The organism is Microbispora sp. NPDC046973, from assembly GCF_040644495.1.
Classification (GTDB): domain Bacteria; phylum Actinomycetota; class Actinomycetes; order Streptosporangiales; family Streptosporangiaceae; genus Microbispora.
In genome coordinates this window covers 23,760-48,813 of the sequence record NZ_JBEYWQ010000028.1, presented here as the reverse complement: position 1 = coordinate 48,813, position 25,054 = coordinate 23,760, and the positions used below count along the sequence as shown (strand labels likewise).

The following is a 25,054-nucleotide window of genomic DNA, read 5'->3' as shown; positions in this document are numbered from 1 at the left end:
AGGACACCAGCGCCGACATCACCGTGAGCGGCAGTGACGGGTTGGTGCCGGCCGCCTGCACCACCTGCCAGTCGTCGTCCGCGAGCAACTCGACGACGACCTCGGGTGGCAGAGCGACGGCCGGCGCATCGCGGTCTCGGACGGCAGGCCCCGCCGCCGGTCCCCCGGTCAGCCCTCCTTGGTGTCGACGTAGACGACCGCGTGCTTCACCGCGACCGACGTCCACGGCACGATGACGACGGCGCCGTTCCGCTCGAAGACCCGCGCGTCGTCCCCCTCGGTGCCGTACTTCTGAGGCAGCTCCGCCACCTCCGCCGCCTTACCGGTCGCCGCGTCCAGACGGACGAGCCGGGGAGACAGGTCGCGCCAGTCGCCGACCTCCAGGGCGAGCAGCCCGTGGTCGTCGGCGCGGACGAGATTCAGCATCGTGGGCCGGGTGCCGGACGACTCCCACAGCTTCTTGCCGGTCTTGAGGTCGAAGGCGAGCGCCTTGTCGCTCGATCGCGCCTTGCCCGGCACGTTCTCGGGGAAGGTCGTGAGGTAGAGGCGGTCGCCGTGCACGGCGTAGCGACGCTGCTCGAACATCCCGTCCACGAACGCGACCGTGTTCATGGCGAGCATGTCCACCTTGCCGGTCGTGAACTCGCTGAGCTTTCCGCCTCGGTCGTCGAGAGCGAGGAAGGTGCTCTTGTCGCCCTCCTCCTGCCGGACGACCAGCGGGTCGGCCGACAGCACCAGGCTCATCAGGCTGAGATCACCCATCTTGTATCGCCATACGGCCCTGCCGCTCTTCGGGTCGAGCGCCTGCACGAAGTTGCCCGAGCCCTCGAAGCTGCAGTCGAGGAGCAGGGCCACCCGGGTGGCCGCCGTGTTCACATCCTTGATGTGGCAGCCCTCGGCCAACCGGGCCGTCCACTGCTTCGCGCCGTCCGACAGGCGGTAGCCGGACAAGACGTCGTTCGCGTACACCACGGCGACGTCGCCCGCGTCCATGATCCGGGGCACCGTGAGCGCGTTGGCCAGCCGGGACTTCTCCGCCGGAATCTTGATCTTCCAGGTGATCTTTCCTGTCGTCGCGTCGACGCCGGCCAGGTGGTCGCACAGCTGGTCGCTGCCGTACGCCACGGCGCCCTTGCCGTTCGTCAGGCCGGCGGTGGCGCCGCAGAGCTGGTCGCCGGGCGAGGGGGTGCCCCAGGCGCGCTTGCCCGAGGCCAGGTCGTAGGCGAGCACCCCGTCCCGCTGCACCCGGATCACCGTCTTGTCGGTCAGCCAGCCCGCGAACGAGAGCCCCTGGGTGAAGTCCATGCTGTCGGCACTCGCGAGCGGGACGGACCATTCCCCCGCGCCCCCGCCGGATTCGGTGCCGGAACCGCCGCCCGCGACGAACCAGGCGGTCCCCGCGCCCACCGCCAGCAGCACCACCAGCCCGAGCACGACGAACAGGGCCGTCCTGCCCTTGCCGCCCGGTGCCTGCCGCTGCGGCGGATGCCCCTGGACGGGCTGCCCCGGAGCGGCATAGCCCTGGCCGGGGTAGCCTCCCTGCTGACCGGCGTAGCCCTGCTGACCGGGGTAGCCCTGCTGGCCCGGATACCAGGGCGTCTGCCCCTGCCCGGGTGACGCGGGGGCCGGAGCCGCCTGGCCCGGCTGCGGCTGCCCCCAGGGCTGCGGATAGGGCGAGCCCGGATATCCCTGACCCGGCTGGTCCGGCGCCGGCTGGCCCTGGCCCGGTCCGCCCTGGCCCGGCCGGCCGTACGGCGCGGGCGCGCCGGGACCCCACGGCGAGGTCTGGCCGGGCGGGCCGTACGCCGGAGGGGCCGGGGCCTGCGGACCCGGCCCGCCCTGCCCCTGCGACGCGGGTCCACCCCACTGCCCCTGACCACCCGGCTGCCCGTACGCCGGCTGCCCGTACGCAGGCTGGCCGGGTGCGGCCTGGCCATAGCCCGGCTGATTGGGTGCGGGCTGGTGGCTCCAACTCCCGGCGTCGCCGGGCTGTCCCAGGGCGAGGTGCGGCTGTTCCTGTCCGCCGTAGGGCGATCGGCCCGGGCCGTAGGGGTACGGCGAGGGCGGAGTGGACCCGCCGTAGGGGTTCCCGGTGTGCTGATCCGTCATGCCTGTCCCCCGATCACGCGAGCTGGGCGCGGACGTAGCCCGCCCACTGCCGCTCGAAGTCCGCCCTCGTCACGCCGAGCGCCTGGAACAGGGCGGCCTCGCTGTCGTCGCCCGGCGCCCGGTAAGCCGCGATCACGCCCTCTACCAGCTTCCGCTCGCCGTACTTCTGGGCGGCGAACCGCATGGCCAGATGCCCCATGAGGTAGTTGACGCTGGTCATCTGCTTGAAGTCCCAGAGGGCGTTGGTCGGCAGCTTCCCGTCGAACGGCATGGCGAGCTGCCCTGCCACGTAGGCGCGGCCCTCGCCGAAACGCCGGCTCGCGTTGATCGGCCGGTCACGGCCGGCGACGTACTCGGCGAAGCCCTCGGTGATCCAGTTCGCCCGGCCGAACAGAGCGAACTGTGCGCTGTCGAGCCCGGCGACGAGCGAGTGCGCGAGCTCGTGCTCGGAGATCTCCATGATCCCCTGCTCGTTGCTGAAGAACTCCGACGTCGTGTCCATAACGACGCGAGTGCCGCCGATCTTCACGGTGTCGCTCGCGATCCCCCAGCTCGGCATCGGGATCGAAACGCCGGCCTCGTTCGCCTTGGCCGTACGGAACAGCTTGCCGAGCTGGGCCTTCCCCTCGACCAGCGCCACCACGAACCCGGTCGGCACCGCCGCGTCCGGATCGCCGTTCTTCTGCCAGAAGGCGAGATCGCTCGCGGCGGCGGCGGAGACGGTGGGCGCGACCCGCCGGGCCAGGGCGGCGTCCTTCGGCCGCGCGAGGACCAGGCTGTCGCCCGCCTTCTCCACCACGATGCTCGGCCAGATGTCCCACGGCCCGGGGAAGTACATGGTCTTCGACGCCTCGCCGCTGATCGTCGGCGGCGCGCCCTCCACCTTCGTCACGACGAGGGGCGCTTTCGGCGACGCCTTCTCGATGGTCCAGCGGTACCACTCGGACACGGGGCGCAGGTCGATGCCGGCGAACCGGTGGACGAACGCGACGTCCTGCGTGAACTTCACGCCCCGCCCGAAACTGTCCTGAGCCCGGCCCTGGCGGCGCAACACCTGATAGGACTTCTCGGCCAGCGGCATCTTGCGCAGGTTGGCGAAGACTCTCGCCTGGTCGCGGACCAGAGAGGCGTTCTTCTGGTCGAAGATCGAGGTGAACGCCTTGGCGTCACCCGAGGCCAGCGCCCTGCTGTGCGCCTGGACCAGCTTGGTGATCTCGTCGTCCTTCACGACGACCGTGTTCGGGTCGGTGGCGGCGTCGCCCGTGGAGTCGTCGCCGGAGCCGCCGCCCCGCAGGACGAGGCCCACACCCGCACCCACCGCGACGACGAGGACGAGGGACACGATGCCCAGCGTCACCCACAGCCCGGTCCTGCGTCCGGGCGCAGGAGGGGGAGGCGGAGGCGGAGGCTGCCACTGCTGCGGTGGAGACTGCCACTGCTGTGGTGGAGGGCCGTACTGCCACTGCGGTGAAGGCGGAGGTGGAGGGGGAGGTGCGGACTGCCACTGCGGCGGCGGCTGAGGCGGATACTGCTGGTGATAACCAGGCCCCGTCGTCACTCTTGCCCCGTAAATGCTCAGAGTTACCGAAAGGCGTAAAGCGTATCAGTGGCCAAGAAGCGGGCACCGGCGCTTGCCCAAATGCGCCGCACGTACTGCCGATAAGCGGCCTGACCAGGAGTTTCGCGCCTCTCGGCCGAATACGCCGGCCCCTCGCAGTCAATCCGCAGGGACGTACGGCCATTCGTGCAGACCGGCGCGTCAGGGGCGAGCCGACGATGGAACGATCCATCACACAGGGGCTACTCATCATCCGACCCGGGGAACTCGGAGAAACAACGGCGGTCCGGCGCGGGCCCGTCGAACAGCCGCTCCCGCGTACGGGGGGAGGCATCGGCTTTGCCGTATTTCCGCATGTCAGGGCGAATTCCGTGAATGAGCGCCGGGTAGGTGGCCAGGTGACCTTCAGGGGACGTCTTCCAAGGGGCGGCAGATGGAGACGGTAAAGCTTGGCCGCACGCGACTCCAGGTCACTCCTATCGCTTACGGCACCTGGCAGTTCGGCGGGGAGTGGGGCGAGATCGAGGAGCGATCGGCGATCGACAGCATCCACCACGCCCGCGAACTGGGCATCAACATCTTCGACACCGCACAGGGATACGGGTTCGGGACCGCGGAGCGACTGCTCGGCAGGGCGCTGGAAGGCGAAACGGATCAGGTGGTCATCGCCACCAAGGGCGGGCTCCGCATGGACGGCGAGAAGCTGGTGCGTGACTCCAGCCCCGCGTGGCTCCGCCAGGGCGTGGAGGAGAGCCTGACCGCGCTGGGAGTCGACCACATCGACATTTATCAGGTCCACTGGCCGGACCCGAGGACCCCGCCGCAGGAGACGGCGGCGGCCCTGTGGAACATGGTCGACGAGGGGCTCGTCCACCATGTCGGCGTCTCCAACTTCGACACCGAGCAGATGCGCGCGTTCTCGGCCGAACGGCAGGTCGAGGTACTGCAGCCGCCCTACCACCTGTTCCATCGGGACATCGAGGCCGAAGTACTCCCCTATGCCGCCGAGCACGATATGGGCGTGCTCGCGTACGGGCCCCTCGCGCACGGGCTTCTGGGAGGCGGGTTCGACGAGAAGACCACCTTCCCCGCGAACGACTGGCGGTCGGCCAGTCCCGACTTCACCGGCGGCACCTTCCGCCGCAACCTGGAGGCGGTCGGCGAACTCCGCCGCTTCGCCGAGGAGCGGGGCGCCACGGTCGGGCAGATCGCCGTGGCGTGGGTGCTGGCCCACCCCGCGGTCCAGGTCGCCATCGTCGGCTCCCGCCGCCCCGCACACCTCGCCGAGACCGTCAGCGCCCTGGACGTCCGTCTGGACGAGAAGGACCTCGCGCGAATCGACGAGCTCATGGCCGGGGCCGTACCCATCCGGGCGCCCTCCCCCGAGGGCACGTGAGCACTCCCGGGCATCCGACATCAGTCATCCGGCGAAGGACGAGGCGACATGCTTGATCTCGATCCGGCATTCCGGCCGGTTCGCATGCGTGACGGTTATCCGCCGCTGGAAGATCTCGGCCTCATCGGGGACGGATCGACGGCGGCGCTGGTCGGTCTGAACGGTTCCATCCCATGGATGTGCCTTCCCCGTTTCGACTCCGAACCGCTGTTCTGCGGCTTGCTCGATCACGCGCGAGGCGGACACTTCACCGTTGCGCCGGAAGATCTGGTGGAGGCCCGGCAGCGCTATGAGCCCAACACCGGGGTGCTGGTGACCGAGTCGCGGAGCTCCACCGGCCTGGTCCGGGTCACCGATGCGCTGGTCCTGCGCTCAGGCGCCGATCTCACCGACGACGCTCCCGTCGACCGCGCGGAGCTCGTCCGTTCAGCCGTCGTCGTGGCCGGGAACGTCCGCCTGCGGGTGGATCTGAGGCCGCGCGGCGGCGGGCAGGCCCGGGCCCTGTTCAGCGGCCTGGAGGTACGGGTGTCCCGGCGGCCGGACCTGCGGCTGCACCTGCGCTCCAATCGTCCCCTGACCGGCCTGTGCAGCATCCATGACCTGGAGCAGGGTGATCGCCTTGATCTGGTGCTGTCCTGGGGGCGTTTCCACCGTCACCACCGGTTCGACGCCGAGGCGATGCTGCGGGAAACCGCCGACGCGTGGCGCCGCTGGATGACGCAGTTCAGCTACCGCGGTCCCGAGGAACCGCTGGTCCGGCGCGCCGCGATCACGCTGAAACTGTGCGACGACTGGGTCAACGGCTCGCTGGTCGCGGCGCCTACGTCCTCGTTGCCCGCGCCCATCGGCGGGGTTCGTAACTGGGATTACCGCTACGCCTGGATCCGCGACGCGGCCTTCGGCGTGTTCGCCATGCGCCGCATCGGCTTCTGCAACGAGGCCGATGCCTTCCTCGGCTGGGTTCTCGACGCCTTCGAGCAGAGCCGGCGGCCGCGCATCATGTACGAGCTCGGCGGCAGACCGGTGCCCGACGAGGTCGAGGACCCCGAGCTGGAAGGTTACCGGCGCTCCGCCCCGGTGCGATGGGGCAACGGCGCCGCCGACCAGCGCCAGCACGACATCTACGGCGAGATACTGGACTGCGCCTACCAGTGGCTGCGCTCCGGCGGTGAGGTTCAGCCCGCGCTGTGGGCCGACCTGGCCGGGCTGGCCGACGCGGCGGGCAAGGCGTGGCGGCAACCGGATCAGGGCATCTGGGAGGTGCGCGGCGAAGGCAGGGCGTTCACCTACTCCGCGGGAATGTGCCAGGTGGCCCTCGACCGGGCCGCGACGATGGGTGAGCGGCTCGGCCTGCCCGGGCCGATCGCGGAGTGGCGGACGCTGGCCCGCAAGGTGCGCCAGATCATCCTCGACCAGTCCTGGGACCACGACGCGCAGACCCTGAGCGAGCATCTCCAAGGGGGCGGCAGCCTGGACGCCAGCCTGCTCGCGCTTCCGCTGCGGCACGTCGTCCCGGCCGACCATCCGCGGATGGTCGCCACCACCATGGCCGTCAAGGAGCGCCTGGCGGCCGGCGGTGGCCTGCTGTACCGCTACCTGCATGATCAGTCACCCGATGGGATAGCCGGCGACGAGGGCGCCTTCCTGCTGTGCAGCTTCTGGCTCGTCGACAACCTGACCGGCCAGGGCAGGAGGGAAGAAGCCGAGGAGCTGTATGCGTCGCTGTGCGCACGGGCGAGCCCGCTCGGGCTGCTCTCCGAGCAGATCGACCCTTCCACGGGCGAGTTCATGGGCAACTTCCCGCAGGCGTTCAGCCACATAGGGATCATCACCAGCGGCGTGAACCTCGCGCGGGCGAGCGCGGGCGCGGCATGATCCATCGCCTCGCCGTCTTCGGCGCCACGGGCGACCTGAGCGCGCGCTACCTGTTGCCGGCGCTGGCCGCACTGCGGGCGGCGGGACGCCTCGACGACCGGTTCCGGCTGACCTGCGTCGGACGCCAGGACTGGCACGACGAGCAGTTCCGGCACTGGGCGGCCGCCCAACTCGACCGGCACGGGGGATCCTGGCCGGCCGACGCGAGGAAGGCGGTCGTGGCCTCGGCCCGTTACCAGCGGGCCGATGTCACCGACCCCGCCGACGTCGCGTCGGTCATCGCGGGCGACGGGCCGGTCGCCGTCTATCTCGCCCTTCCCCCGGCCGTCTTCCCCGTCGTGGTCACCGCGCTGCACGACGCGGGCCTGCCGGCGGGCAGCCGGATCGCCCTGGAGAAACCGTTCGGCGAAGATCTGGACAGCGCGGTGCGGCTGAACCGGCTGCTGGACGGCGTCGTGCCGGAGCAGGCGGTGTTCCGGGTCGACCATTTCCTGGCCATGACGACCGTCCAGAACGTGCTCGGCAGCCGGCTGGCCAACCGTGTGCTGGAACCCATCTGGAACAGCGCCCACGTCGCCGAGGTAGAGATCGTCTGGGATGAGCGCCTCGCGCTGGAAGGCAGGGCGGGCTACTACGACGGGGTCGGCGCGCTCAAGGACATGGTGCAGAACCACCTGCTGCAGTTGCTGTGCCTGGTGGCCATGGAACCGCCGATCAGCCTCGGCGAGCGCGATCTGCGTGACCGGAAGGTCGACGTGCTGCGCTCGGTGCGGCCCCCGAGCGGCGAGGACATCCTCCGCCGCACCCACCGCGCACGCTACACGGCCGGCCGGATCGGCGACCGCGAGGTTCCCGCCTACGTCGACGAGGAAGGCGTGGACCCGGGGCACCGCACCGAGACCTTCGCCGAGGTGGAGCTGGAACTGGACAGCTGGCGCTGGTCGGGAACGACCTTCAGGCTTCGCAGCGGCAAGGCGCTCGGAGACGACCGCAAGGAGATCGCGGTGCGGTTCCGGCACGTGCCCCACCTGCCCTTGGGCCTCAGCGGGGAGGTCCTGCCCAACGTGCTCCGATTCGGGCTCGACCCGGAAGATTTGACCCTGGATCTGACGGGCGTCGGTTCCCACGCCCGGACCCTCGTCCCGCTTACGCTGACCGCCCGGACGGAGCCACCGGACCTGCCCGCCTACGGCCAGGTGCTGCTGGACGTGCTGAGCGGGAACGCCGCCCTGTCCATCCGCGGCGACGAGGCGGAGGAGTCCTGGCGGGTCCTGACGCCGGTGCTGTCGGCCTGGTCAGAGGACATCGTTCCGCTCCGGGAGTATCCGGCCGGATCGGGCGGGCCGGTCTCCGGGCGGGAGGACGCGCGGTGAACCGGCCATCGCTCCACGAGGCAGGAAAGCGTCCACATTTGCCGTATTTCCGCACGTCGGAGCGCTTTTCCTGGATGAGCGCCGGGTAAGTGCCGTAAAGGACGTCTTTCGAGGGGCGGCACATGGGGATGCCAACGGCGAAGCGCACCGCAGGAGCCCTACGCAGCCAGGCCTGGTGGGACAACAAGGGCAACCCGCAGATGACGGCTCTGTATCTCGAGCGCTTCCTCAACTACGGCCTCACTCCCGGGGAACTTCAGTCGGGCCGCCCGATCATCGGCATCGCCCAGACGGGCAGCGACCTCGTGCCCTGCAACCGGCACCACCTCGCCCTCGCCGAACGGGTCAAGGCCGGAATCCGCGACGGCGGGGGCATCCCGCTCGAGTTCCCCGTCCATCCGCTCCAGGAGACGGGCAAGCGACCCACCGCGGCGCTGGACCGCAACCTCGCCTACCTCGGGCTGGTCGAGGTGCTCTACGGGTATCCACTCGACGGAGTGGTCCTGACGACAGGCTGCGACAAGACCACGCCCGCGTGCCTGACCGCGGCGGCGACCGTGAACATCCCGGCGATAGTGCTCTCCGGCGGGCCGATGCTCAACGGCTACTACGAGGGCAAAAGGACAGGCTCGTCGGGCTCGGGGCTGGTGATCTGGCAGTCGAGGCGGCTGCTCGTCAGCGGGCAGATCGACTACGACGAGTTCATGGCCCGCGTGGCCGCGTCCGCGCCCAGCATCGGGCACTGCAACACGATGGGCACCGCGCTGTCGATGAACGGTGTGGCCGAGGCGCTGGGAATGTCCCTGCCCGGGTGCGCGGCGATCCCGGCCCCCTATCGGGAGCGGGCGCAGATGGCCTATCGAACGGGCCTGCGAGCGGTGGAGCTGGTCCACGAGGACCTCACTCCGCGCACGATCATGACCCGGCAGGCCTTCGAGAACGCGATCGTCGTCGCGTCGGCCATCGCCGCCTCGACCAACGTGCCCATCCACGTCAACGCCATCGCGCGGCACGTGGGGGTGGCGCTGTCCAACCAGGATTGGCAACGAGTCGGAGCCGACATCCCGGTGCTCGCGAACGTCGCCCCCGCCGGTGAGTTCCTCGGCGAGGACTTTCACCTCGCCGGCGGCGTCCCGGCGGTCATGCGGTCGTTGCTGGAGGCGGGACGCCTGCACGGCGACGCGGTGACGGTCTCCGGTCGCACCGTGGGCGAGAACCTGGAGGATGTCCCGGCCCCCGACCCGGCGGTCATCCGTCCCTTCGACGATCCTGTCGCCGCGCGGGGAGGGCTCCTCGTCATGACCGGGAACCTGTTCGACTCCGCAGTCATGAAGATCTCGGTCATCAGCGACAGCTTCCGGGCCCGCCACCTGCCGCACCCGGACGATCCGCAGGTGTTCGACCTTCGCGCCGTCGTCTTCGACGGGCCCGAGGACTACCACGCCCGGATCGAGGACCCCGAGCTCGGCATAGACGAGGACTGCATCCTCGTCATCCGCTACACCGGGCCCATCGGCTACCCGGGATCGGCCGAGGTCGTGAACATGGAGGTGCCCACCGCGCTGATCCGGCGGGGCGTCACCGCCCTGCCCACGCTCGGCGACGGCCGGCAGAGCGGCACCTCGGACGCCCCCTCCATCCTCAACGCCAGCCCCGAGGCCGCGGCCGGCGGCAACCTCGCCATCCTGCGCACCGGCGACCGGATCCGTATCGACATGGACAGGGCGCGCGTCGACGTCCTCCTGCCGGACGAGGAGATCGCCGCGCGCTGGGCTCACCACACACCGCCGGCACTGCACCACCAGACACCGTGGCAGGAGATCTACCGCGCCACGGTCGGGCAGTTGGACGGCGGAGGCTGCCTGGAACTCGCCGTGTCGTACCAGGATCTCGTACACACCAAGGGGATCCCCCGTGACTCGCACTGACCCCCGCGGCACCGTCCTGATCGCCGATTTCGACTTCGGCGATGTGGACATCGAGCGCGCGATCGTCGAGGGCGCCGGATTCCGGCTCCTCGCCGCACAGTGCAAGAGCGAGGACGAGGTGATCGAGACAGGCCGGGACGCCGACGGGGTCCTGACCCAGTACGCGCGGGTCGGCGCACGCGCCATCGACGCGTTCACCCGGTGCCGGGTGATCGCTCGCTACGGCACTGGCGTGGACATCGTCGACGTCGCCGCCGCGACCCGGCGGGGCATCCAGGTCACGAACGCGCCGAACGATTGGTGCGCCGACGAGGTCGCCGATCACGCCGTCGCGCTCTGGCTCGCCGGTGTCCGCAAGATCTGCCAATACGACCGGGCGACCCGGCAGGGCGAGTGGCGCTGGCAGAGTGGGGAGCCGATCTGGCGGCTGAAGGGACGCGTCTTCGGCCTGCTGTCCTTCGGCGCCATCGCGCGGCTCATCGCCGAACGCGCGAGAGCATTCGGCGTCGAGGTCTGGGCGCACGACCCGTTCCTCGACGACTCCGAGATCCGATCGCACCAAGTGCGGCCGGTGTCCTTCGACGGCCTCCTGGAGGGCGCCGACTACCTGGTGATCCAGGCGCCGCTCACCCCGCAGACACACCACATGTTCGACCGTGCGACCCTCCGCAGGATGAAGCCGACCGCCATCCTCGTCAACACCGCGCGAGGGCCCATCGTGGAAGACAGCGCCATCTACCAGGCACTCACCGAAGGGTGGATCGCCGGCGCGGCACTGGACGACCTCGAGGAGGAGCCCGCGAAACAACGCGACTGGCGCCCCCGCAATCCTCTCCTGACGCTCCCCAACGTGATCGTCACGCCTCACGCGGCCTACTACTCCGAGGAGGCCATCACGACCGTGCGGCGCATCGCCGCCGAGGAGGCCGTACGGGTGCTGACGGGGCAACCGGCCCGTTGCCCGGTCAACGACGTGACCGCGGGCTCCCGCCGGTAAGCGGCCGGCTCCCCCTCGAACCTGTCCTGACGCGGTTGGCCGCCATGCGCGCATCCGCGCATCGAACTCCGGGCCGGATCTGGTGGACGGCGACGTGCACGACGCCGCACTGGGGACTTGGTCCCGTCGATCGCGGGACCGAGCACTTCGCCGCGGCGCTGCTGCGCGTCGGCGCGCCCGAGCGGCGGTGGAGCATCACCCGGCTGGCCACGCACAACGCCGCGACCGTGGCCGTGCTGTACGGCGTGGCCGTCGGACCGTGGCCGGTGGCGGCGGCCGGAGCCGCGGCGGTGGTCGGGGTGGTCGTCTGGCATGCCACGGTGCTGGCCGGGATGCTCAAACGGGCGCTGCCCGGCCCGTTCGGCCACGTCATCGGCTGGTATCTGGCCGCCGCGGGTGCGCTGACGGTGGGCGGCGCCTTAGGCGGGCTCAGCGCGGTCGGGCGGCGGTTCGGCCTCTTCACGGTCACGGCGTTCCTTCCCGTCCAGCTCGTCACCGGGGTCGCCATGGCCGCGCACAAGGGCGTCACCTGGGCCTCGCTCGCGCAGCCGGGGTACGGGCGGATCCTGGCCGCGAAGCCCCTGCTGTTCTGCGCGGTGATGCTGACGGCCGGGCTGCACGGCTGGGCAAGCGGCACCGGGCGGCCGGCCGCCGCGCGGGCGCTCGCCACCGCCGCGCTCGTCGGGACACCACCTGCTGGAACAGCACGACCGGCGCCGTCGCCGCGCAGGTGCCGGTGGTGGCCGGCGAGATCGGCCAGAACACCTGCGCCCACGACTACATCGACAAGGTCATGAACTGGGCCGACGCGAACGGCGTCGGCTACCTCGCCTGGACCTGGAACGCCTGGGGAGCCTGCGACAGCTCGGGCAACGTGCTCATCACAGCCGATGTCCTGGCCGATGGTGAGCATCGGGGGCTCCAGGTAACCGTCCGGGCGGTGCTGCCCGAGGCCGATCGCGGCGAGCAGTCAGCTTGACCGTGGTCAACGCGCTGATCGCGGTGCCGCCCATGCCCGCGCAGAACACGCCGACGGACAGGCCGCGCCGCGCGGGCGGGAACCAGGCGTTGACGAACGGCACACCGATCGCCGAGGTCGTGCCGCCGATGCCGAGGAAGAACCGGCTGGGCTCACACAGCGTCTCCGGCTGGGGGATCAATGAGACAGGGACCCTCGGCCTGTCTGCACGGGCCCCGAGTCACGGACCGGGGCCGGGGGGGGACGAGCGCGTCGAGCCGGGGCTGGGCTCGGGCCGCCGGGACCGGCAGGCCGGCGGCGGTCCGCTGAGCGAACCGGAACGTCGCTCCGATGGGCGGATTGAATGAAGATGTGACGGCGGTAAGCAGGCCGGGATGAATACCCGATATCGGTGGGGGAAGCCTGATGCATCGTCGATCTCGCGTTTCAGCGTTCGCCGCTGGTCGTTCCGTCACACACAGGTTTCTGATCGTTCTTCTGTCGCTTTCCCTTTTCGCCACAGCATGTCTGGACGAGGAGTTCGGGGGAGGCTCGAACGCCGCGGAGACCGAGAAGGGGCAGGTTCAGAAGCCGAAGACCTCCAAGAAACCCAAGGGCCCGGTCTGCCCCGCCCCCGGGCCCATCACGAGGTCCCAACTCCCCGAATTCCCTCCGGCGGACGGGGTCAGTGTGATCACGCAGAACCCCTGCATCAGCATGGCGGGCCTGGCCGAGGATGCCCTGGGTTTCATCCCCGAAGGGCGCTCCCAGGAGTTCAAGGAGTTCCGTGGCGGGCTCGAACGGTTCGTCAGCAGGGTGAACGCGGTCAACGACGCGGCCGAGTGCGCCTACGAGACCGACCACTTGGCGATCGGCGTGTACCACCACGACAACGCCCCATGGTCGATCGGCATGGTCGCCGTCGTCCGCGGGGACCTGGACGCGCTGGTCGACAGCGGAGTCTGCTGGCTACTGAGACGGCTGCCGTTCGACGTCCCCACGGGACTCGCACCCGACGAGATCCGTCCCGATTTCTGCGCCGACGCCGTCATCAGGAAGAGCAACGGCTACCGCTTCACGATCCTGTGGATCGGCTCGTCGAATGTCATGTGCGGGAGCCTCGCCACCCTCTACACGGGCACCGCGTGAGGACGCCGACCTCCTGCGAACGCCCATCCCCAGGACCGCGGTCGAGAGCAGCGCGACCGGTCCGGGCTCTAGCGCTCGACGGTGAGGACGATCTTGCCGAACTGGGTGTTGGACTCCAGATGACGGTGGGCCGCGACGACGTCGGCCAGGGAGAACGTGCGGTCGATCACGGGCGAGAGGGACCCGGCGCGCAGGCCCGCGTTGATGAAGTGTTTGGCGCGCCGCAGCATGGGCGCGTTCTCGACGGTGAGTTCGTTGAACGCGTAGGTGCGGATGGTGCGGCCGCGGAAGTCCGGGGCGATGGGCATCGGTGCGGGAGTGGGATCCAGCCAGCCGTAGAACAACAGAGTGCCGCCCGGGGCCACCGCCTGAATGAGGGTGTTCACCGCCGGGCCCATGATGGCGTCGACCGCGAGTTCCACCCCCTTGCCGCCGGTCACCGCGTGGACTCGCTTGACGAGGTCCTCCTCTTCGGCGGCGATGACGTGCGCGGCGCCCGCCTCCAGCAGCCGCCGCTTCTTGACGTGAGTGCGGGTGGTGGCGACGGGTACGGCGCCGATGTGGTTGGCGACCTGGATGGCGGCCAGGCCGACGCTGCTGGAGGCCGCGTTGACGAGCACGGTGTCACCCGGCTTGACGTCGCCGAACTCCACGAGCAGGCCGTAGGCCGTGGTGTAGGCCATCCAGGTGGCGGCGCCCGTCGCCGCGTCGACCCCGTCGGGACGGTGCACCAAAGCGTGGGCCGGGAGGACCACGAACTCCGCGTAGGTGCCGTACTCGGTCATCAGGAACGCGGGGACCGTGCTGACGGCGTCGCCGGGCGCGAAGTCCTCGACGCCTTCGCCGACGCTCTCCACGACGCCGGCGGCCTCGTACCCGATCCGGGACCCGGGGAGGTTCGGCTGGTAGACATAGGTGCCCGAACGGAACAGCGCCTCGGCCCGGTTCAGGCCGATGGCGTCGACGCGGACGCGCACCTCGCCCCTTCCCGGCTCGTCGAGCGTCACCTCTCGCAGCCCGAGGACCTCCGGGCCGCCGATTCGGTCGAAGAGCACTGCCTTGGTCATCATGGGCTCCTTCATCGTGCCGCCCGCGCCGATGCGAGCTGCCTCATCACCGTAGGAGCGGGTGACCGAGACGCTCAATAAGTGATCGTCTCGCCTGGCTCACCGATCGTCTTCCCTCTTAGACTTCCGCCATGGACGCCCTCAGCGACGCGATCATCGCCATGCACGTCGGCCGGCCGCATGCGAACCACCACGAACTTCGCGCGCCGTGGGGTATGCGCTTCACGGCCGACCGAGGTGGGGCGTTCCACATCGTGCTGCAGGGGTCGTGCTGGTTGCTGCCCCCGCACGGCGCGCCGGCGATTCGGCTCGGCACCGGGGACGTGGTGTTCCTGCACGGAGCAGGCACGCACGGGCTGGCCGACAGCCCCGCCAGTCCGCTGACGGAGTTCGATCTGGGGCGCCAGGGAGCCTGGCCCAGCGGTGACGGCGAGCTCGCGACCGTGCTGTGCGGCGCGTACCTGCTCGACGGCGGCCGGACGCACCCCCTGATGTCGGAGGTCCCGCCCGTCGTCCACCTGCCCGCACGACTCGGCCGCCATCCGTCGCTGCGCGCCGCCGTCGATCTGCTCGCCGACGAGATGGGGCGGGCACGTCCCGGGGCGGCGGCCATCGTGCCCGCACTGCTCGACGCGCTGCTGCTCTACATCCTGCGGGCCTGGTTCGAGGAGCGGGCCGAGGAGCCCGCGGCCGGCGGCTGGACGATGGCGCTCGCCGACCCGGCCATCGCCGCGGCGCTCAGCGCCATCCACAGCGCTCCCGACCGGCAGTGGACGGTCGCCGCGCTCGGCGCGCGGGCGGGACTGTCCCGCGCGGCCTTCGCCCATCGGTTCGCCACGCTGGTCGGGCAACCACCGCTGACCTACCTGACCTGGTGGCGCATGACGATCGCGGCACGGCTGCTGCGCGAGTCCGACACCCCGCTGCACGCGGTGGCGCGACAGACCGGGTACTCCTCCGACGTCGCGTTCGCCGCCGCGTTCAAGCGCGAGCACGGCATCACGCCCGGCCGCTACCGCGCCGTGCATGAACAGCCGCGGGACAGCGGGGCGAGGCGCGGAGCGTAGCGGTCCCTCGGCACCTCCGTGATCCCACCCGGGGTGGCCGTCCTCACCTACCGGCCCGTGCCGTGAGGAGGGCGGCTTTCAGAGCTGATCGCCGCCGGGAGCCAGGCGGAGAATGGGGTCGAGCAGGCCCGGGAAGCGGTCTTCCAGGTCCTGGCGGCGGAGGCTGACGTAACGCTGCCGGCCGTGCGGGTCGTTTCGGACGACTCCGGCCTCGCGCAGGATCTTGATGTGGTGGGACAGGGTCGACTTGGACATGTCAGCGCCGGTGGGCTGGCAGGCGGCGACCTCCAAAGGCCCCTCGGCGAGGCGGCAGGTGATCTCCAGACGTGCCGGATCGCTGAGCGCGGACAGCACGTCGGTCAGGACGAGGTCTGCGACGTCGGGATGGAAGAGTTCGCGTGACGATCCGGGCATAGTTCGATGATAGTTGAACAGTCAGGCCGGCTGCGTTAGGCTCGCAACAGTTCGAAAAACATAGAACCATTCGGAGCCGGACAAAGCCCTGAATGGACGACCGCGCCATGCCACGACGAGCCGCGCGGTCCGGTGCCTGCCGTGCACAGCGGGCTTCTGAGTCACGACATCCCTTTGCGCCGCCTGTATCGCGACAGGTCATGCGCACGAATCAACACAACCAGGAGTGACAGTGCTGCTCGAAAACAAGAATGCGGTCATCTACGGAGCGGGCGGAGCCGTCGGAAGCGCGGTCGCCCACGCTTTCGCCGCGGAGGGGGCACGGGTCTTCCTCGCCGGGCGCACCGGCGCCGCGCTGGAGACGGTCGCCGAGAAGATCCAGGCCTCGGGTGGCGTCGCCGGCGTCGCCACGCTGGACGTGCTGGACGAGAACGCCGTCGAAGCGCACGCCGACGCGGTGGTCCGGAAGGCCGGATCTCTCGACATCTCCTTCAACGCCGTCAGCCTCCCGCAGACCGGCATCCAGGGCACCCGGATCGTCGACCTGCCGGCCGGCGGCTTCGACCTGCCCATGAGCACCTACCCCAAGGCCAACTTCCTGACCGCCCGAGCGGCGGCACGACGCATGACCAGACAGGGATCAGGGGTGATCGTGACGATCACGGCGAGCCCGTCACGCTCAGCCCTCCCTTTGATGGGAGGCATGGCGCCGGCCTGGGCGGCGATCGAGTCGCTGTCGCGGGGTCTCGCCGCCGAGGTCGGACCGTACGGCGTGCGGGTCGTCTGCCTGAACGCGGCGGGGATGCCGGAAACGCCGCAGCTCTCGGAGGTGTACGGCCTGCACGCCGATGCCTACGGCATCAGCCGCGAGGCATTCCATGACCGGATGGTGGACCGGACCCTGCGCAAGCAGTTGCCCAGCGTCGCGGAGATCGCCGACGTGGCCGTCTTCGTCGCCTCGGACCGCGCCAGTGCGATCACCGGGGCGATCGCCAACCTCACCAGCGGCATGGTCGTCGACTGACAGTGATGATGGAGATCAGCACCTCCCGCCAGGACTCGAGCCATCGACTGACTGACCTCGAGCAGTCTGCGGGGTTGCAGAGGAGACGGCGACAGAACTCTTCTCCGTATCAAAGATGGGATGACTCCCTGCGGCCGCGTCGCGGCCATGGATGAATGAGGGAAGCGACCGACGGTAGGCGCCACCTCGCGGTCACCGTTCTGGCGCTCGACCTTCCTGGCGATGAAACTTTCACCGAGCTCCCCAAAGAGCCGTCGGCCGCCCTGAAGACGGGACCAGGTCACGCGGTGCTCGCGATTGTTTCTTGACCCGACACATCAGACGTCATACCTTGCGCTAACCGGGCCTATTCATGGGATGTCCTTCAGACAAACCCATGGTGTCCCTGCTTCGGATGACGGCCGTACCGCGGCGATGGACCAGCCGTGGCGGCGCAGCCGGCACCCGGCCGCAGCCATCACCCCCCAACTCGCCACCAGGAGCTTCAATGAACTTGCCGCTGAACCGTCGACGCTTCATCGCCACCACGGCGGCGACCGTCGGCGCTGCCGCGCTTCCTTCGGCGATCTTCTCTGGCCGAGCGGCTGCCGCCGTGCCGGCGCAACTGCCACAGCGCGGCATCTACGACACGGCCGCCGCCGCAGGTTGGACCGACGCCTTCCTGACCGGCAACGGCGAGTACGGGGCCATGCTCTACGGCGCGCCCACCCTGGAGAAGGTGGTCTTCACGCATCATCGGTTCGTGATGCCCAACGGCACCCGCAACCTGACTCCGCCGACGCTGTCGGGCCGGTTGGCGGGGGTCAGGGACAAGGCGCTTGCGGGCGACTTCAACGGTGCCACCGGCGACTTCACCTCCGGCTGGTCACTGCGCTGGACCCAGACCTTCCATCCGGGCTATGAGCTGCAGATCAGCACCCCGGGCATGACGACCGTCAACGACTACGCCCGGATCACCGACTTCAGGACCGGGGAGGTCACCTCGACGTGGACCGACAGTTATGGCGCGTGGACGCGCCGGGCTTTCGCCTCCCGAGCCGACAGGGTCGTCGTGCACGAACTCACTCCCGCGCCGGGGCGGACGATCGACACCACGCTGAGCGTCAACACGGGCCTGAGCGGCGTGCCGGGGTCCGTCGGCTTCACCACCCTGGCCACGGTCGGCAACGGTGACGGCTACCTGAACCTGCGGGGCACCTACCCCGCCGGGCAGGGGGCGTTCGGCTATGAGGGCGTCACCCGGGTGGTCGCGACCGGCGGTTCGGTACGGGTGAGCGGGTCGGCCATCGTCGTGGCCGCGGCGACCAAAGTCGTGCTGCTGACCAAACTCGACCGCTACGAGTCGTCCACCGCGTGGGACGCGAAACCACTGCACACGGCGCTGGCCGCGCTGAGCGCCGACTACGCGACGTTGCTCACGCGGCATACCGCCCTGCACACCCCGCTGTACGACCGGTCACGCCTCGACCTGAACGTCAGCGCCGCCGATCGGCAACTGTCGACCAGTGAGCTGATCGCGCGGCAGAACTCCAACCGCAATGTCATCGACCTCGCGTTGCTGGAGCGGATGTACGACTCCGGCCGTTACCTGTTCCTCAGTTCCAGCGGCGTCCTGCCACCACGGCTGACCGGCCTGTGGACGGGCGCCTGGGACGCGGCGTGGGCCGGCGACTTCACCACCGACGCCAACGTCAACTTCCAGGTCGCCGGCGGCAACATCCTGTCTCTCACCGAAGCCATGGACGGCTACTTCACCCTGATCCTCGGCCAGATCAACGATTGGCGCACCAACGCCAGAAACCTTTACGGCACCCGCGGCCTGCTCGCTCCCTCCCGCACCGACGGCGAGTACGGCAAGATGCTGCACTTCGACAGCGGGTTCCCCGGCCACACCTGGATCGGCGGCGCCGACTGGCTGCTCTATCCGCTGCTCGAGTACTACCAGGTCACCGGTGACACCACCTTCTACCGCACCAAGCTCGCTCCGGTCCTGATCGAGCTCGCGTTGTTCTACGAGGACTTCCTCACTCGCACCGACGCCAACGGCAAGGTCATCTTCGTGCCGTGCTTCTCCATGGAGAACAGTCCCGGCAACACGGGCAGGCAACTGTCGATCAACGCGACCGGCGAGATCGCCGCAGGCAAGCACGCGCTGCAGGCCGCCATCGACGCCGCGAACTTCCTCGGCACCGAGCAGGGCCCAGGCCAAGGCGTGCAACGCTGGACCGCCTTGCTGGCCAAGATGCCCGATTATCGGGTCAACGGCGACGGGGCGCTCGCGGAATGGTCGTGGCCCAGCCTGACCGACCGGTACAACCACCGTCACGTACAGCACATGTACCCGGTCTGGCCGCTGCACGAGATCAACCCCGAGGACAAGCCCGACCTGATCCGCTACGCGAGCCGCGCTCTGGATCTGCGAGGGGACGAGGGAGGGGAGGCCCACGGCGCCATCCACCGCAGCCTCGCCCGAGCCCGGCTCAAGGACGGCGCCGGCGTGTACGGCAGCCTGCGGAAGATCCTGGGCAACAACATGATCTTCCGATCGCTGATGACCTCGCACAACCCGAACCTGTCGATCTACAACGCCGACGCCGCCAACTCGCTGCCCGCGATCGTCGCCGAGGCGTTGATCTACACCAGGCCCGGCATCCTGGAGTTGCTGCCCGCGCTGCCCGACCAGTTCGCCAAGGGCACGATCACCGGCGTACGCGGCCGCAACCGCATCCGGATCGAGTCGCTCACCTGGGACGTCGGCGCCCGGACTGTCACCGCCACCGTCATCTCCGACGTCACCCAGACCGTGACGCTCATCTGCCGGCGCGGGATCGCCTCCGTTACCACCAGCGCGAGCGTCGCCACCTCTCCGTTGGGCGGCCACGCCCGGCAGGTGTCCCTGACCGCGGGTACGACGACCCAGATCACCGTCGAACTGGGCGCCGGCGGCCCGTCCACTGGCGTCGTCCGCCTGGTCAACCGCAACAGCGGCAAGGTGCTGGACGTCTACGGAGGCTCCACCGCCGATGGTGCCGCCGTCGTCCAGTGGCCCTGGAACGGCGGGACCAACCAGCAGTGGCGGATGTCGCAGAACTCCGACGGCTCGTTCCGGCTGACCAGTCTTGGCAGCGGCAAGGCTCTCAGCAGCCCGAACGCCAACCAGGGCGCCGCCCTCGTCCAGATGACCGACGCCAACGGCACGAACCAGCGGTGGAAACTCGTCCCCGCGTCCACGAGCGGCTACTACCGGCTGGTCAACAGCGGCAATGGATTGTGTGCGGACGTCGAAGCCGGCTCCACAGCCGACGGCGCCCGAGTCATCCAATGGGCCGCCAACAGCGGAGCCAACCAGGAATGGCAGGTCGTCGCCGTGTGACGATGAAAGTTTCACCGGCGATGTGATTCACCACTGCTGAGATGAAGCGGCTTCCTCCCTGAACCGGCGCGGAACGCGGCAGATCCAGCAGGGCTCCGATGCGCCGCGCGCACCGCAGTGAGGATCACGCGCCACATTACCCCTAGACATCAGTCGGCATACGTCATACCTTTCGCCTCGAAATGGTGACGCAACGTCTGCCACAGATTCTTAGGGCGTGTTATGAGGAGACCTCGGGCCCCGGCGGTGGCCCTCGTCAGCGCGGAGCGGGGCGGACGGCGAGGACTCCTCCAGCAACGGCAGGCTCGTCCTTCGCGGTACTGGAAGGCCCATGAGCCGCCCGTGACGAACGACATGCGGCCTTCCCGACGACAAGCCTGACGAGACCCGCGCTTCACGGCGCCACACCCGCGCGATGGCACACCCCGATGAATTCTGCTACGCGGGGTGATTTCGCGACGAAAATCTGCTCGGAACCAGCGAAAGGAACAGAGCGTGAAGTCAGCCCTGTCCAGCACTGGGAAGGCGTTAGCAGCGCTTGCGGTGTTCGTCGCCGCTGTGCTGCTGCCGGCCTTCACAGGTAGTACCGCGGCCTCGGCAGCGACCCAGGCAACCTACTACGTCGCCCCCGACGGCAACGACGCCAACCCTGGAACGATCACGTCGCCGTTCAGAACGCTGCAGCGCGCGAGGGACGTCGTCCGCACGGTGAACGCCGACATGACAGGCGACATCTACGTGTACCTCCGCGGGGGCAACTATTCGGTCGGCAGCACAATCGACTTCACGCCGGCCGACTCCGGCACGAATGGATTCCGGGTCGTATACGCCGCGTACCAGAACGAGACGCCGATCCTCAGCGGAGGCGTTCAGGTAACCGGATGGACGCAGCACAGCGGTAACATCTGGAAAGCCCCGCTGAATCGCAGCAACAAGCTCCGCGCGCTCTACGTCAACGACAAGCGAGCGTACATGGCTTCGAAAACAATAAACTCGCAGGGGTGTTACGGAACCTACACCATCACGGCGGGGCAGGCTCCCTGGGCCTGGGAATCGGGTTCGCAGTGCGCGGGAGCGAAATACAGTCTGAGCGATTTTCCCGCCATCGCCGCCAATCAGGACGACATCGAAATAGAGACGGCGACGACCTGGACCACGGCCATCGTGGGAGTCCGGCAGGTCACCTCTGACGGCACGAACCGCATAGCCCAGTTCCAGCAGCCGGGAGCGGCTATCGCCCAGGGCGCCTTCAACGGGAACGCCCAGGTGAGCGGCACCCACAAGGTCATGAACGCCTACGAGTTCCTGGACACGCCGGGCGAGTTCTACTTCGACAAGACGAGCCGGACGTTGTACTACTACAAGGCGACCTCCGAGGACATGACGACCGCGACGGTTTTCGCACCGAACAACGTGTCCACCCTGCTCAGGGTCGCCGGCACCTCCACCAGCGCTCGCGTCCGGAACATCACCTTCGCCGGCCTCACGGTCCAGCACTCCGACTGGAACCTGTTCAACGTGGCCGGCTCGGTGCTCAAACAAGCCCAGCAGGGCAATCTCGGCGCGATCGCATATGCCAAGCAGAACTTCCACGTCTATTACTACCGCAATGTCGACATGGCGCCCGGCGCCATTCAGATCGACAACGCCGACGGGCTCGTCCTGCAGAACAATCGGATACAGCACACCGGCGTCGACGGAATCACCATGGCAAACGACGTGGTGAACACGCAGTTGATCGGAAACTACACCAACGACATCGCCGGATCCGCCATCGTCGTCGGCCATCCCCAGCATGTCTACATCGGGGACTACACCTCCACCAACCACGAGAAGTATCCCGTGGGTGTCGAGGGAGCGCCCAAGAACATCGACATCAAGAACAACTACATCTACGACAGCGCCGTGTTGTTCAACGGGCACAGCCCCATCTCGGCGTACTTCGCCGACACCTTGACCATCCAGCACAACCGCATCGAGAAAGCCCCGTGGTCCGGCATAACGCTCGGCTGGGGGTGGTGGAACTTCGACGGTTCGTCAGGCTCGATCCAGCCCAACCGGCCGACCACCACGGCGAAGAACAACAACATCAGCTACAACCACATCATCGACACGGTGCAGCGCCTGGGCGACACGGCTCCCATCTACACGCTGGGCAGCCAGCCGGGAACCACGATCAGCAACAACTATCTGCAGGGCGTCCCGGCCGGTCACAAGTACGGACTCCACCCGGACGAAGGCTCAGCGTACATAACCTTCCGCGACAACGTCCTGAGCGTGGACAAGAACGTCACGTGGCTCATCAACTCCGACGACTTCGGGCGTAAGCATGATCTGAGCATCACGCAGACATACGGCCCTATCAACAAGGTCTCCAACAAGAACCTGCCGAACAGCACGGTCCAGGACATCCTCGTATCCTCCGACTACGTCTGGCCGTCGCAGGCATACAGCATCGCCGTGAACTCCGGACTCGAGGACGCGTACAGGAACATCATCCCCCAGAGCAATCTTTCTCTGCCGGATTACGTCCTGCCCGCCAGCACGTTCGTCGGCGCCGGCGTGACATCGATTCCCATCCGCAGCACCGGCGATGCGAGCAAGACGGTCTGGCTGGCCCCCTCGGGTACGACCTCCTTCACCGCCGGCAACACGATGACCCGGGCAAGCGGAACCGCGACCTCCATTGCCGTTCCGACGTCGACCGGTGAGTATCGGCTCTACGTCGTGGACGCCCAGGGGAACCGATCGGCTGAGTCGAAATCGCTCGTCAGGCAAGGAAACGGCGGGAGCAGCCAGCAGAACGTCACGATCGTGGGCGGCCAGTCGGGTCGATGCATGGACGTCAGCGGCGGCACGGCGACCAACGGCGCTCAGGCGCAGCTGTGGGACTGCAACGGACAGACCAACCAGCGGTGGACGTACACCTCGGGCAAGCAGCTGCAGGTGTTCGGCAACAAGTGCCTGGACGCCTACGGCCAGGGCACCTCGAACGGCACCCAGGTGGTGATCTGGGACTGCAACGGACAGACCAACCAGCAGTGGAACCTCAACTCCAACGGCACCATCACCGGTGTGCAGTCCGGGTTGTGCCTGGACGCCAACGGCGCCGGGACCGCCAACGGCACGAAGATCATTCTGTGGTCGTGCAACGGCGGCACGAACCAGCAGTGGAGCCTGCGCAGCTGATGTGAGGTCCTACCGGGCCGCGGCCGGTCGTACACGCACCGCCCGCGGCCCACCCCGCCTGACGGCCGGGATGCCATCCGAAGGCGGACGAAGCCTGACCGTGGCAGCCGCGTCAGGCGGGAGCGAGGACGCAGAACTCGTTGCCCTCCGGGTCGGCCAGGACGATCCACGAGACGTCGCCCTGGCCGACGTCGGCGAGCGTCGCGCCGAGGGTCTGCAGCCGGGCCACCTCCGCCGCCTGATCGTCACCGGGGTAGGGCAGCAGGTCGAGATGGACGCGGTTCCATACGGTCGGCATGCCGGGCGTTGTGCGGACGAACTCGAGGTATGGCCCGACGCCCTTGGCCGAGCGCAGCCGCGCGTGATCGTCGGTCACCTCGTGCAGGGTCCAATCCGTCGCCTCGCCCCAGAACCGGGCCATGGCCCGCGGGTCCGCGCAGTCCACCACCACCGCGGCGATCGGCCCGGTGTCCCGGTAGATCTCCCGGGGCTCCAGCACGCAGAACACGTTCCCCTCCGGGTCCGCCAGAACCGTCCAGGGGACCTCGCCCTGACCCACGTCGGCGGGCGTCGCACCGAGCTCCTTCAGGCGCGCGACCAACTCCGCCTGGTGAGCCGCAGAGGTGGTGGCGAGATCGAGGTGCGCGCGGTACTTCACCGTTTCGGGGTCCGGGACGGTGACGAAACAGACGCAGAGGCCGACCGGGTCCGGCCAGACGAAGCCCACGGGCCCGACACCGGTCACCTCGGGTCCTTCGCTGAAAACACCCCAGCCAAGCGCCTCCGCCCAGAACCGGCCGAGCGCCGAGCTATCCCGAGCCTTGAAATTCAGCAGACCAAGTCGCAGCGCCATGCCGCCCACCCTATGGTCAGCAGCTCAACCTGAGGGTCAGTCCTTGATCAGGAGGCCCTGGAAGGTGACGTCGCACTCGTCACCGTCCGAGCTGCTCGCTGAGGGGATGCCGTGCCCGCCGGCGAGTGCGAGCCACGCCCGCTGCCCTTGTCCCAGCGGGCTTGGCTGTCGGCCGTGCGCGGCTCTCAGTACAGTGTCGGAGTGTCGGGTGAGCAGGTGAGTGCGCGGGTGGACATCTGGATCTGGTCGGTACGGCTGACCAGGACCCGTTCGATCGCGTCCGACGCCTGCCGAGGCGGCCACGTCCGGGTCAACGGGGTGCGGGTCAAGCCCGCGCACGTCGTCCGGGTCGGTGACGAGGTCCGTCTGCGGCACGAGGGACGCGAACGCATCGTGGTCGTCTCCCGCGTCATCACCAAGCGCGTCGGCGCCCCCGTGGCCGCCGAGTGTTACGTCGACAAGAGCCCTCCGCCTCCTCCGCGCGAGGAGGCCGTGACGGTGGCCGTTCGGGCTCGTGGCGCGGGACGTCCCACCAAACGCGAGCGCCGCAGCATCGACAAACTGCTCGGGCGCCCGGTGGTGGAGGGGCGGGACCGCCGGACACGCCCGGAGTGAACGGGCATGCCGCATCGGACTGTGCGCAGGGCGCGGCGATGCTGCAGAGATGTAGCCGCGCGTGGACGGTCGAGCCCGATGCCGAGGCAGTCAAGGAGGACAACCTGCT

19 protein-coding genes and 1 pseudogene are annotated in these 25,054 nt (G+C 68.9%); 13 read left to right on the top strand and 7 right to left on the bottom strand.

The window, feature by feature from the left end; all coding sequences use genetic code 11:
* Positions 1-168: 168 nt before the first annotated feature.
* Positions 169-2,109: a PQQ-binding-like beta-propeller repeat protein gene (locus ABZ860_RS34615; protein ID WP_357228544.1), complete on the bottom strand. Its 1,941-nt coding sequence runs from the start codon at positions 2,107-2,109 to the stop codon at positions 169-171.
* 13 nt (positions 2,110-2,122) lie between these two features.
* The gene (locus ABZ860_RS34610) at positions 2,123-3,466 is read right to left on the bottom strand and encodes a hypothetical protein (protein WP_357228542.1); all 1,344 of its coding nucleotides are present in this window, start codon (positions 3,464-3,466) and stop codon (positions 2,123-2,125) included.
* A gap of 634 nt (positions 3,467-4,100) precedes the next feature.
* On the opposite strand from ABZ860_RS34610, the gene ABZ860_RS34605 reads away from it, so the two are divergent.
* Positions 4,101-5,063: an aldo/keto reductase gene (locus ABZ860_RS34605; protein ID WP_357228539.1), complete on the top strand. Its 963-nt coding sequence runs from the start codon at positions 4,101-4,103 to the stop codon at positions 5,061-5,063.
* Between the two features lie 24 nt (positions 5,064-5,087).
* On the opposite strand, the gene ABZ860_RS34600 is transcribed toward ABZ860_RS34605, so the two are convergent.
* Positions 5,088-5,294, bottom strand: coding sequence for a hypothetical protein (locus ABZ860_RS34600; RefSeq protein WP_357228619.1), 207 nt, complete (start codon positions 5,292-5,294; stop codon positions 5,088-5,090).
* Here ABZ860_RS34600 and ABZ860_RS34595 point away from each other — a divergent pair.
* The 6 genes from ABZ860_RS34595 to ABZ860_RS34570 all read left to right on the top strand — a co-directional run bounded on the left by ABZ860_RS34595 (position 5,211) and on the right by ABZ860_RS34570 (position 12,215).
* Complete coding sequence (locus ABZ860_RS34595; RefSeq protein WP_357228611.1) at positions 5,211-6,938, top strand: glycoside hydrolase family 15 protein; 1,728 nt, start codon at positions 5,211-5,213, stop codon at positions 6,936-6,938. The genes ABZ860_RS34600 and ABZ860_RS34595 overlap by 84 nt on opposite strands.
* Entirely contained in the window at positions 6,935-8,311 is a 1,377-nt protein-coding gene (locus ABZ860_RS34590; protein ID WP_357228536.1) for a glucose-6-phosphate dehydrogenase, read from the top strand. Before ABZ860_RS34595 ends, ABZ860_RS34590 begins: the two co-directional genes overlap by 4 nt.
* A 122-nt stretch (positions 8,312-8,433) precedes the next feature.
* A complete protein-coding gene (locus tag ABZ860_RS34585) occupies positions 8,434-10,239 on the top strand; it encodes an IlvD/Edd family dehydratase (protein WP_357228533.1) in 1,806 nt (601 codons plus the stop codon).
* Complete coding sequence (locus ABZ860_RS34580; RefSeq protein ID WP_357228530.1) at positions 10,226-11,236, top strand: C-terminal binding protein; 1,011 nt, start codon at positions 10,226-10,228, stop codon at positions 11,234-11,236. The genes ABZ860_RS34585 and ABZ860_RS34580 overlap by 14 nt, the downstream gene beginning before the upstream one ends.
* Before the next feature lie 44 nt (positions 11,237-11,280).
* Complete coding sequence (locus ABZ860_RS34575) at positions 11,281-12,033, top strand: hypothetical protein (protein WP_357228527.1); 753 nt, start codon at positions 11,281-11,283, stop codon at positions 12,031-12,033.
* Positions 11,976-12,215: a hypothetical protein gene (locus ABZ860_RS34570; protein WP_357228616.1), complete on the top strand. Its 240-nt coding sequence runs from the start codon at positions 11,976-11,978 to the stop codon at positions 12,213-12,215. The genes ABZ860_RS34575 and ABZ860_RS34570 overlap by 58 nt, the downstream gene beginning before the upstream one ends.
* A gap of 1 nt (position 12,216) precedes the next feature.
* Here the strand turns inward: ABZ860_RS34570 and ABZ860_RS34565 are convergent.
* A pseudogene (locus ABZ860_RS34565) lies at positions 12,217-12,357 on the bottom strand (MFS transporter); the annotation flags it as partial.
* Positions 12,358-12,884: 527 nt separating this feature from the next.
* On the opposite strand from ABZ860_RS34565, the gene ABZ860_RS34560 reads away from it, so the two are divergent.
* Positions 12,885-13,343, top strand: coding sequence for a hypothetical protein (locus tag ABZ860_RS34560; RefSeq protein WP_357228524.1), 459 nt, complete (start codon positions 12,885-12,887; stop codon positions 13,341-13,343).
* 68 nt (positions 13,344-13,411) lie between these two features.
* Here ABZ860_RS34560 and ABZ860_RS34555 read toward each other — a convergent pair whose 3' ends face one another.
* Positions 13,412-14,410 (bottom strand): zinc-dependent alcohol dehydrogenase family protein, encoded by a 999-nt coding sequence (locus ABZ860_RS34555; protein ID WP_357228521.1) that lies wholly within the window; start codon positions 14,408-14,410, stop codon positions 13,412-13,414.
* Positions 14,411-14,541: 131 nt separating this feature from the next.
* Between ABZ860_RS34555 and ABZ860_RS34550 the strand changes: the two genes are divergently transcribed.
* Positions 14,542-15,477 carry an AraC family transcriptional regulator gene (locus ABZ860_RS34550; protein WP_357228518.1) on the top strand — a complete coding sequence of 312 codons (936 nt, stop codon included), beginning with the start codon at positions 14,542-14,544 and terminating at the stop codon, positions 15,475-15,477.
* 78 nt (positions 15,478-15,555) lie between these two features.
* Here the strand turns inward: ABZ860_RS34550 and ABZ860_RS34545 are convergent, their stop codons facing one another.
* On the bottom strand, positions 15,556-15,891 hold the full coding sequence (locus ABZ860_RS34545; RefSeq protein WP_357228515.1) for a metalloregulator ArsR/SmtB family transcription factor: 336 nt from the start codon (positions 15,889-15,891) through the stop codon (positions 15,556-15,558).
* A 232-nt stretch (positions 15,892-16,123) separates the two neighbouring features.
* Between ABZ860_RS34545 and ABZ860_RS34540 the strand changes: the two genes are divergently transcribed.
* The 3 genes from ABZ860_RS34540 to ABZ860_RS34530 all read left to right on the top strand — a co-directional run bounded on the left by ABZ860_RS34540 (position 16,124) and on the right by ABZ860_RS34530 (position 23,477).
* The gene (locus tag ABZ860_RS34540; RefSeq protein ID WP_357228513.1) at positions 16,124-16,915 is read left to right on the top strand and encodes an SDR family oxidoreductase; all 792 of its coding nucleotides are present in this window, start codon (positions 16,124-16,126) and stop codon (positions 16,913-16,915) included.
* Positions 16,916-17,402: 487 nt separating this feature from the next.
* Positions 17,403-20,288 (top strand): RICIN domain-containing protein, encoded by a 2,886-nt coding sequence (locus ABZ860_RS34535; protein ID WP_357228510.1) that lies wholly within the window; start codon positions 17,403-17,405, stop codon positions 20,286-20,288.
* A gap of 495 nt (positions 20,289-20,783) precedes the next feature.
* Positions 20,784-23,477 carry an RICIN domain-containing protein gene (locus tag ABZ860_RS34530; RefSeq protein ID WP_357228507.1) on the top strand — a complete coding sequence of 898 codons (2,694 nt, stop codon included), beginning with the start codon at positions 20,784-20,786 and terminating at the stop codon, positions 23,475-23,477.
* 112 nt (positions 23,478-23,589) lie between these two features.
* On the opposite strand, the gene ABZ860_RS34525 is transcribed toward ABZ860_RS34530, so the two are convergent.
* On the bottom strand, positions 23,590-24,330 hold the full coding sequence (locus tag ABZ860_RS34525; RefSeq protein ID WP_357228504.1) for a VOC family protein: 741 nt from the start codon (positions 24,328-24,330) through the stop codon (positions 23,590-23,592).
* Between the two features lie 201 nt (positions 24,331-24,531).
* Between ABZ860_RS34525 and ABZ860_RS34520 the strand changes: the two genes are divergently transcribed.
* A complete protein-coding gene (locus tag ABZ860_RS34520) occupies positions 24,532-24,945 on the top strand; it encodes an RNA-binding S4 domain-containing protein (RefSeq protein ID WP_357228502.1) in 414 nt (137 codons plus the stop codon).
* Positions 24,946-25,054: the final 109 nt, after the last annotated feature.

What these genes read in the sequence shown, in the direction of transcription:
- ABZ860_RS34550 (WP_357228518.1), top strand. Translation starts at nt 14,542, where the DNA reads ATGGACGCCCTCAGCGACGCGATCATCGCCATGCACGTCGGCCGGCCG.
- ABZ860_RS34525 (WP_357228504.1), bottom strand. Translation starts at nt 24,330, where the DNA reads ATGGCGCTGCGACTTGGTCTGCTGAATTTCAAGGCTCGGGATAGCTCG.
- ABZ860_RS34555 (WP_357228521.1), bottom strand. Translation starts at nt 14,410, where the DNA reads ATGACCAAGGCAGTGCTCTTCGACCGAATCGGCGGCCCGGAGGTCCTC.
- ABZ860_RS34585 (WP_357228533.1), top strand. Translation starts at nt 8,434, where the DNA reads ATGGGGATGCCAACGGCGAAGCGCACCGCAGGAGCCCTACGCAGCCAG.
- ABZ860_RS34615 (WP_357228544.1), bottom strand. Translation starts at nt 2,109, where the DNA reads ATGACGGATCAGCACACCGGGAACCCCTACGGCGGGTCCACTCCGCCC.
- ABZ860_RS34605 (WP_357228539.1), top strand. Translation starts at nt 4,101, where the DNA reads ATGGAGACGGTAAAGCTTGGCCGCACGCGACTCCAGGTCACTCCTATC.
- ABZ860_RS34535 (WP_357228510.1), top strand. Translation starts at nt 17,403, where the DNA reads ATGAACTTGCCGCTGAACCGTCGACGCTTCATCGCCACCACGGCGGCG.
- ABZ860_RS34590 (WP_357228536.1), top strand. Translation starts at nt 6,935, where the DNA reads ATGATCCATCGCCTCGCCGTCTTCGGCGCCACGGGCGACCTGAGCGCG.
- ABZ860_RS34545 (WP_357228515.1), bottom strand. Translation starts at nt 15,891, where the DNA reads ATGCCCGGATCGTCACGCGAACTCTTCCATCCCGACGTCGCAGACCTC.
- ABZ860_RS34575 (WP_357228527.1), top strand. Translation starts at nt 11,281, where the DNA reads ATGCGCGCATCCGCGCATCGAACTCCGGGCCGGATCTGGTGGACGGCG.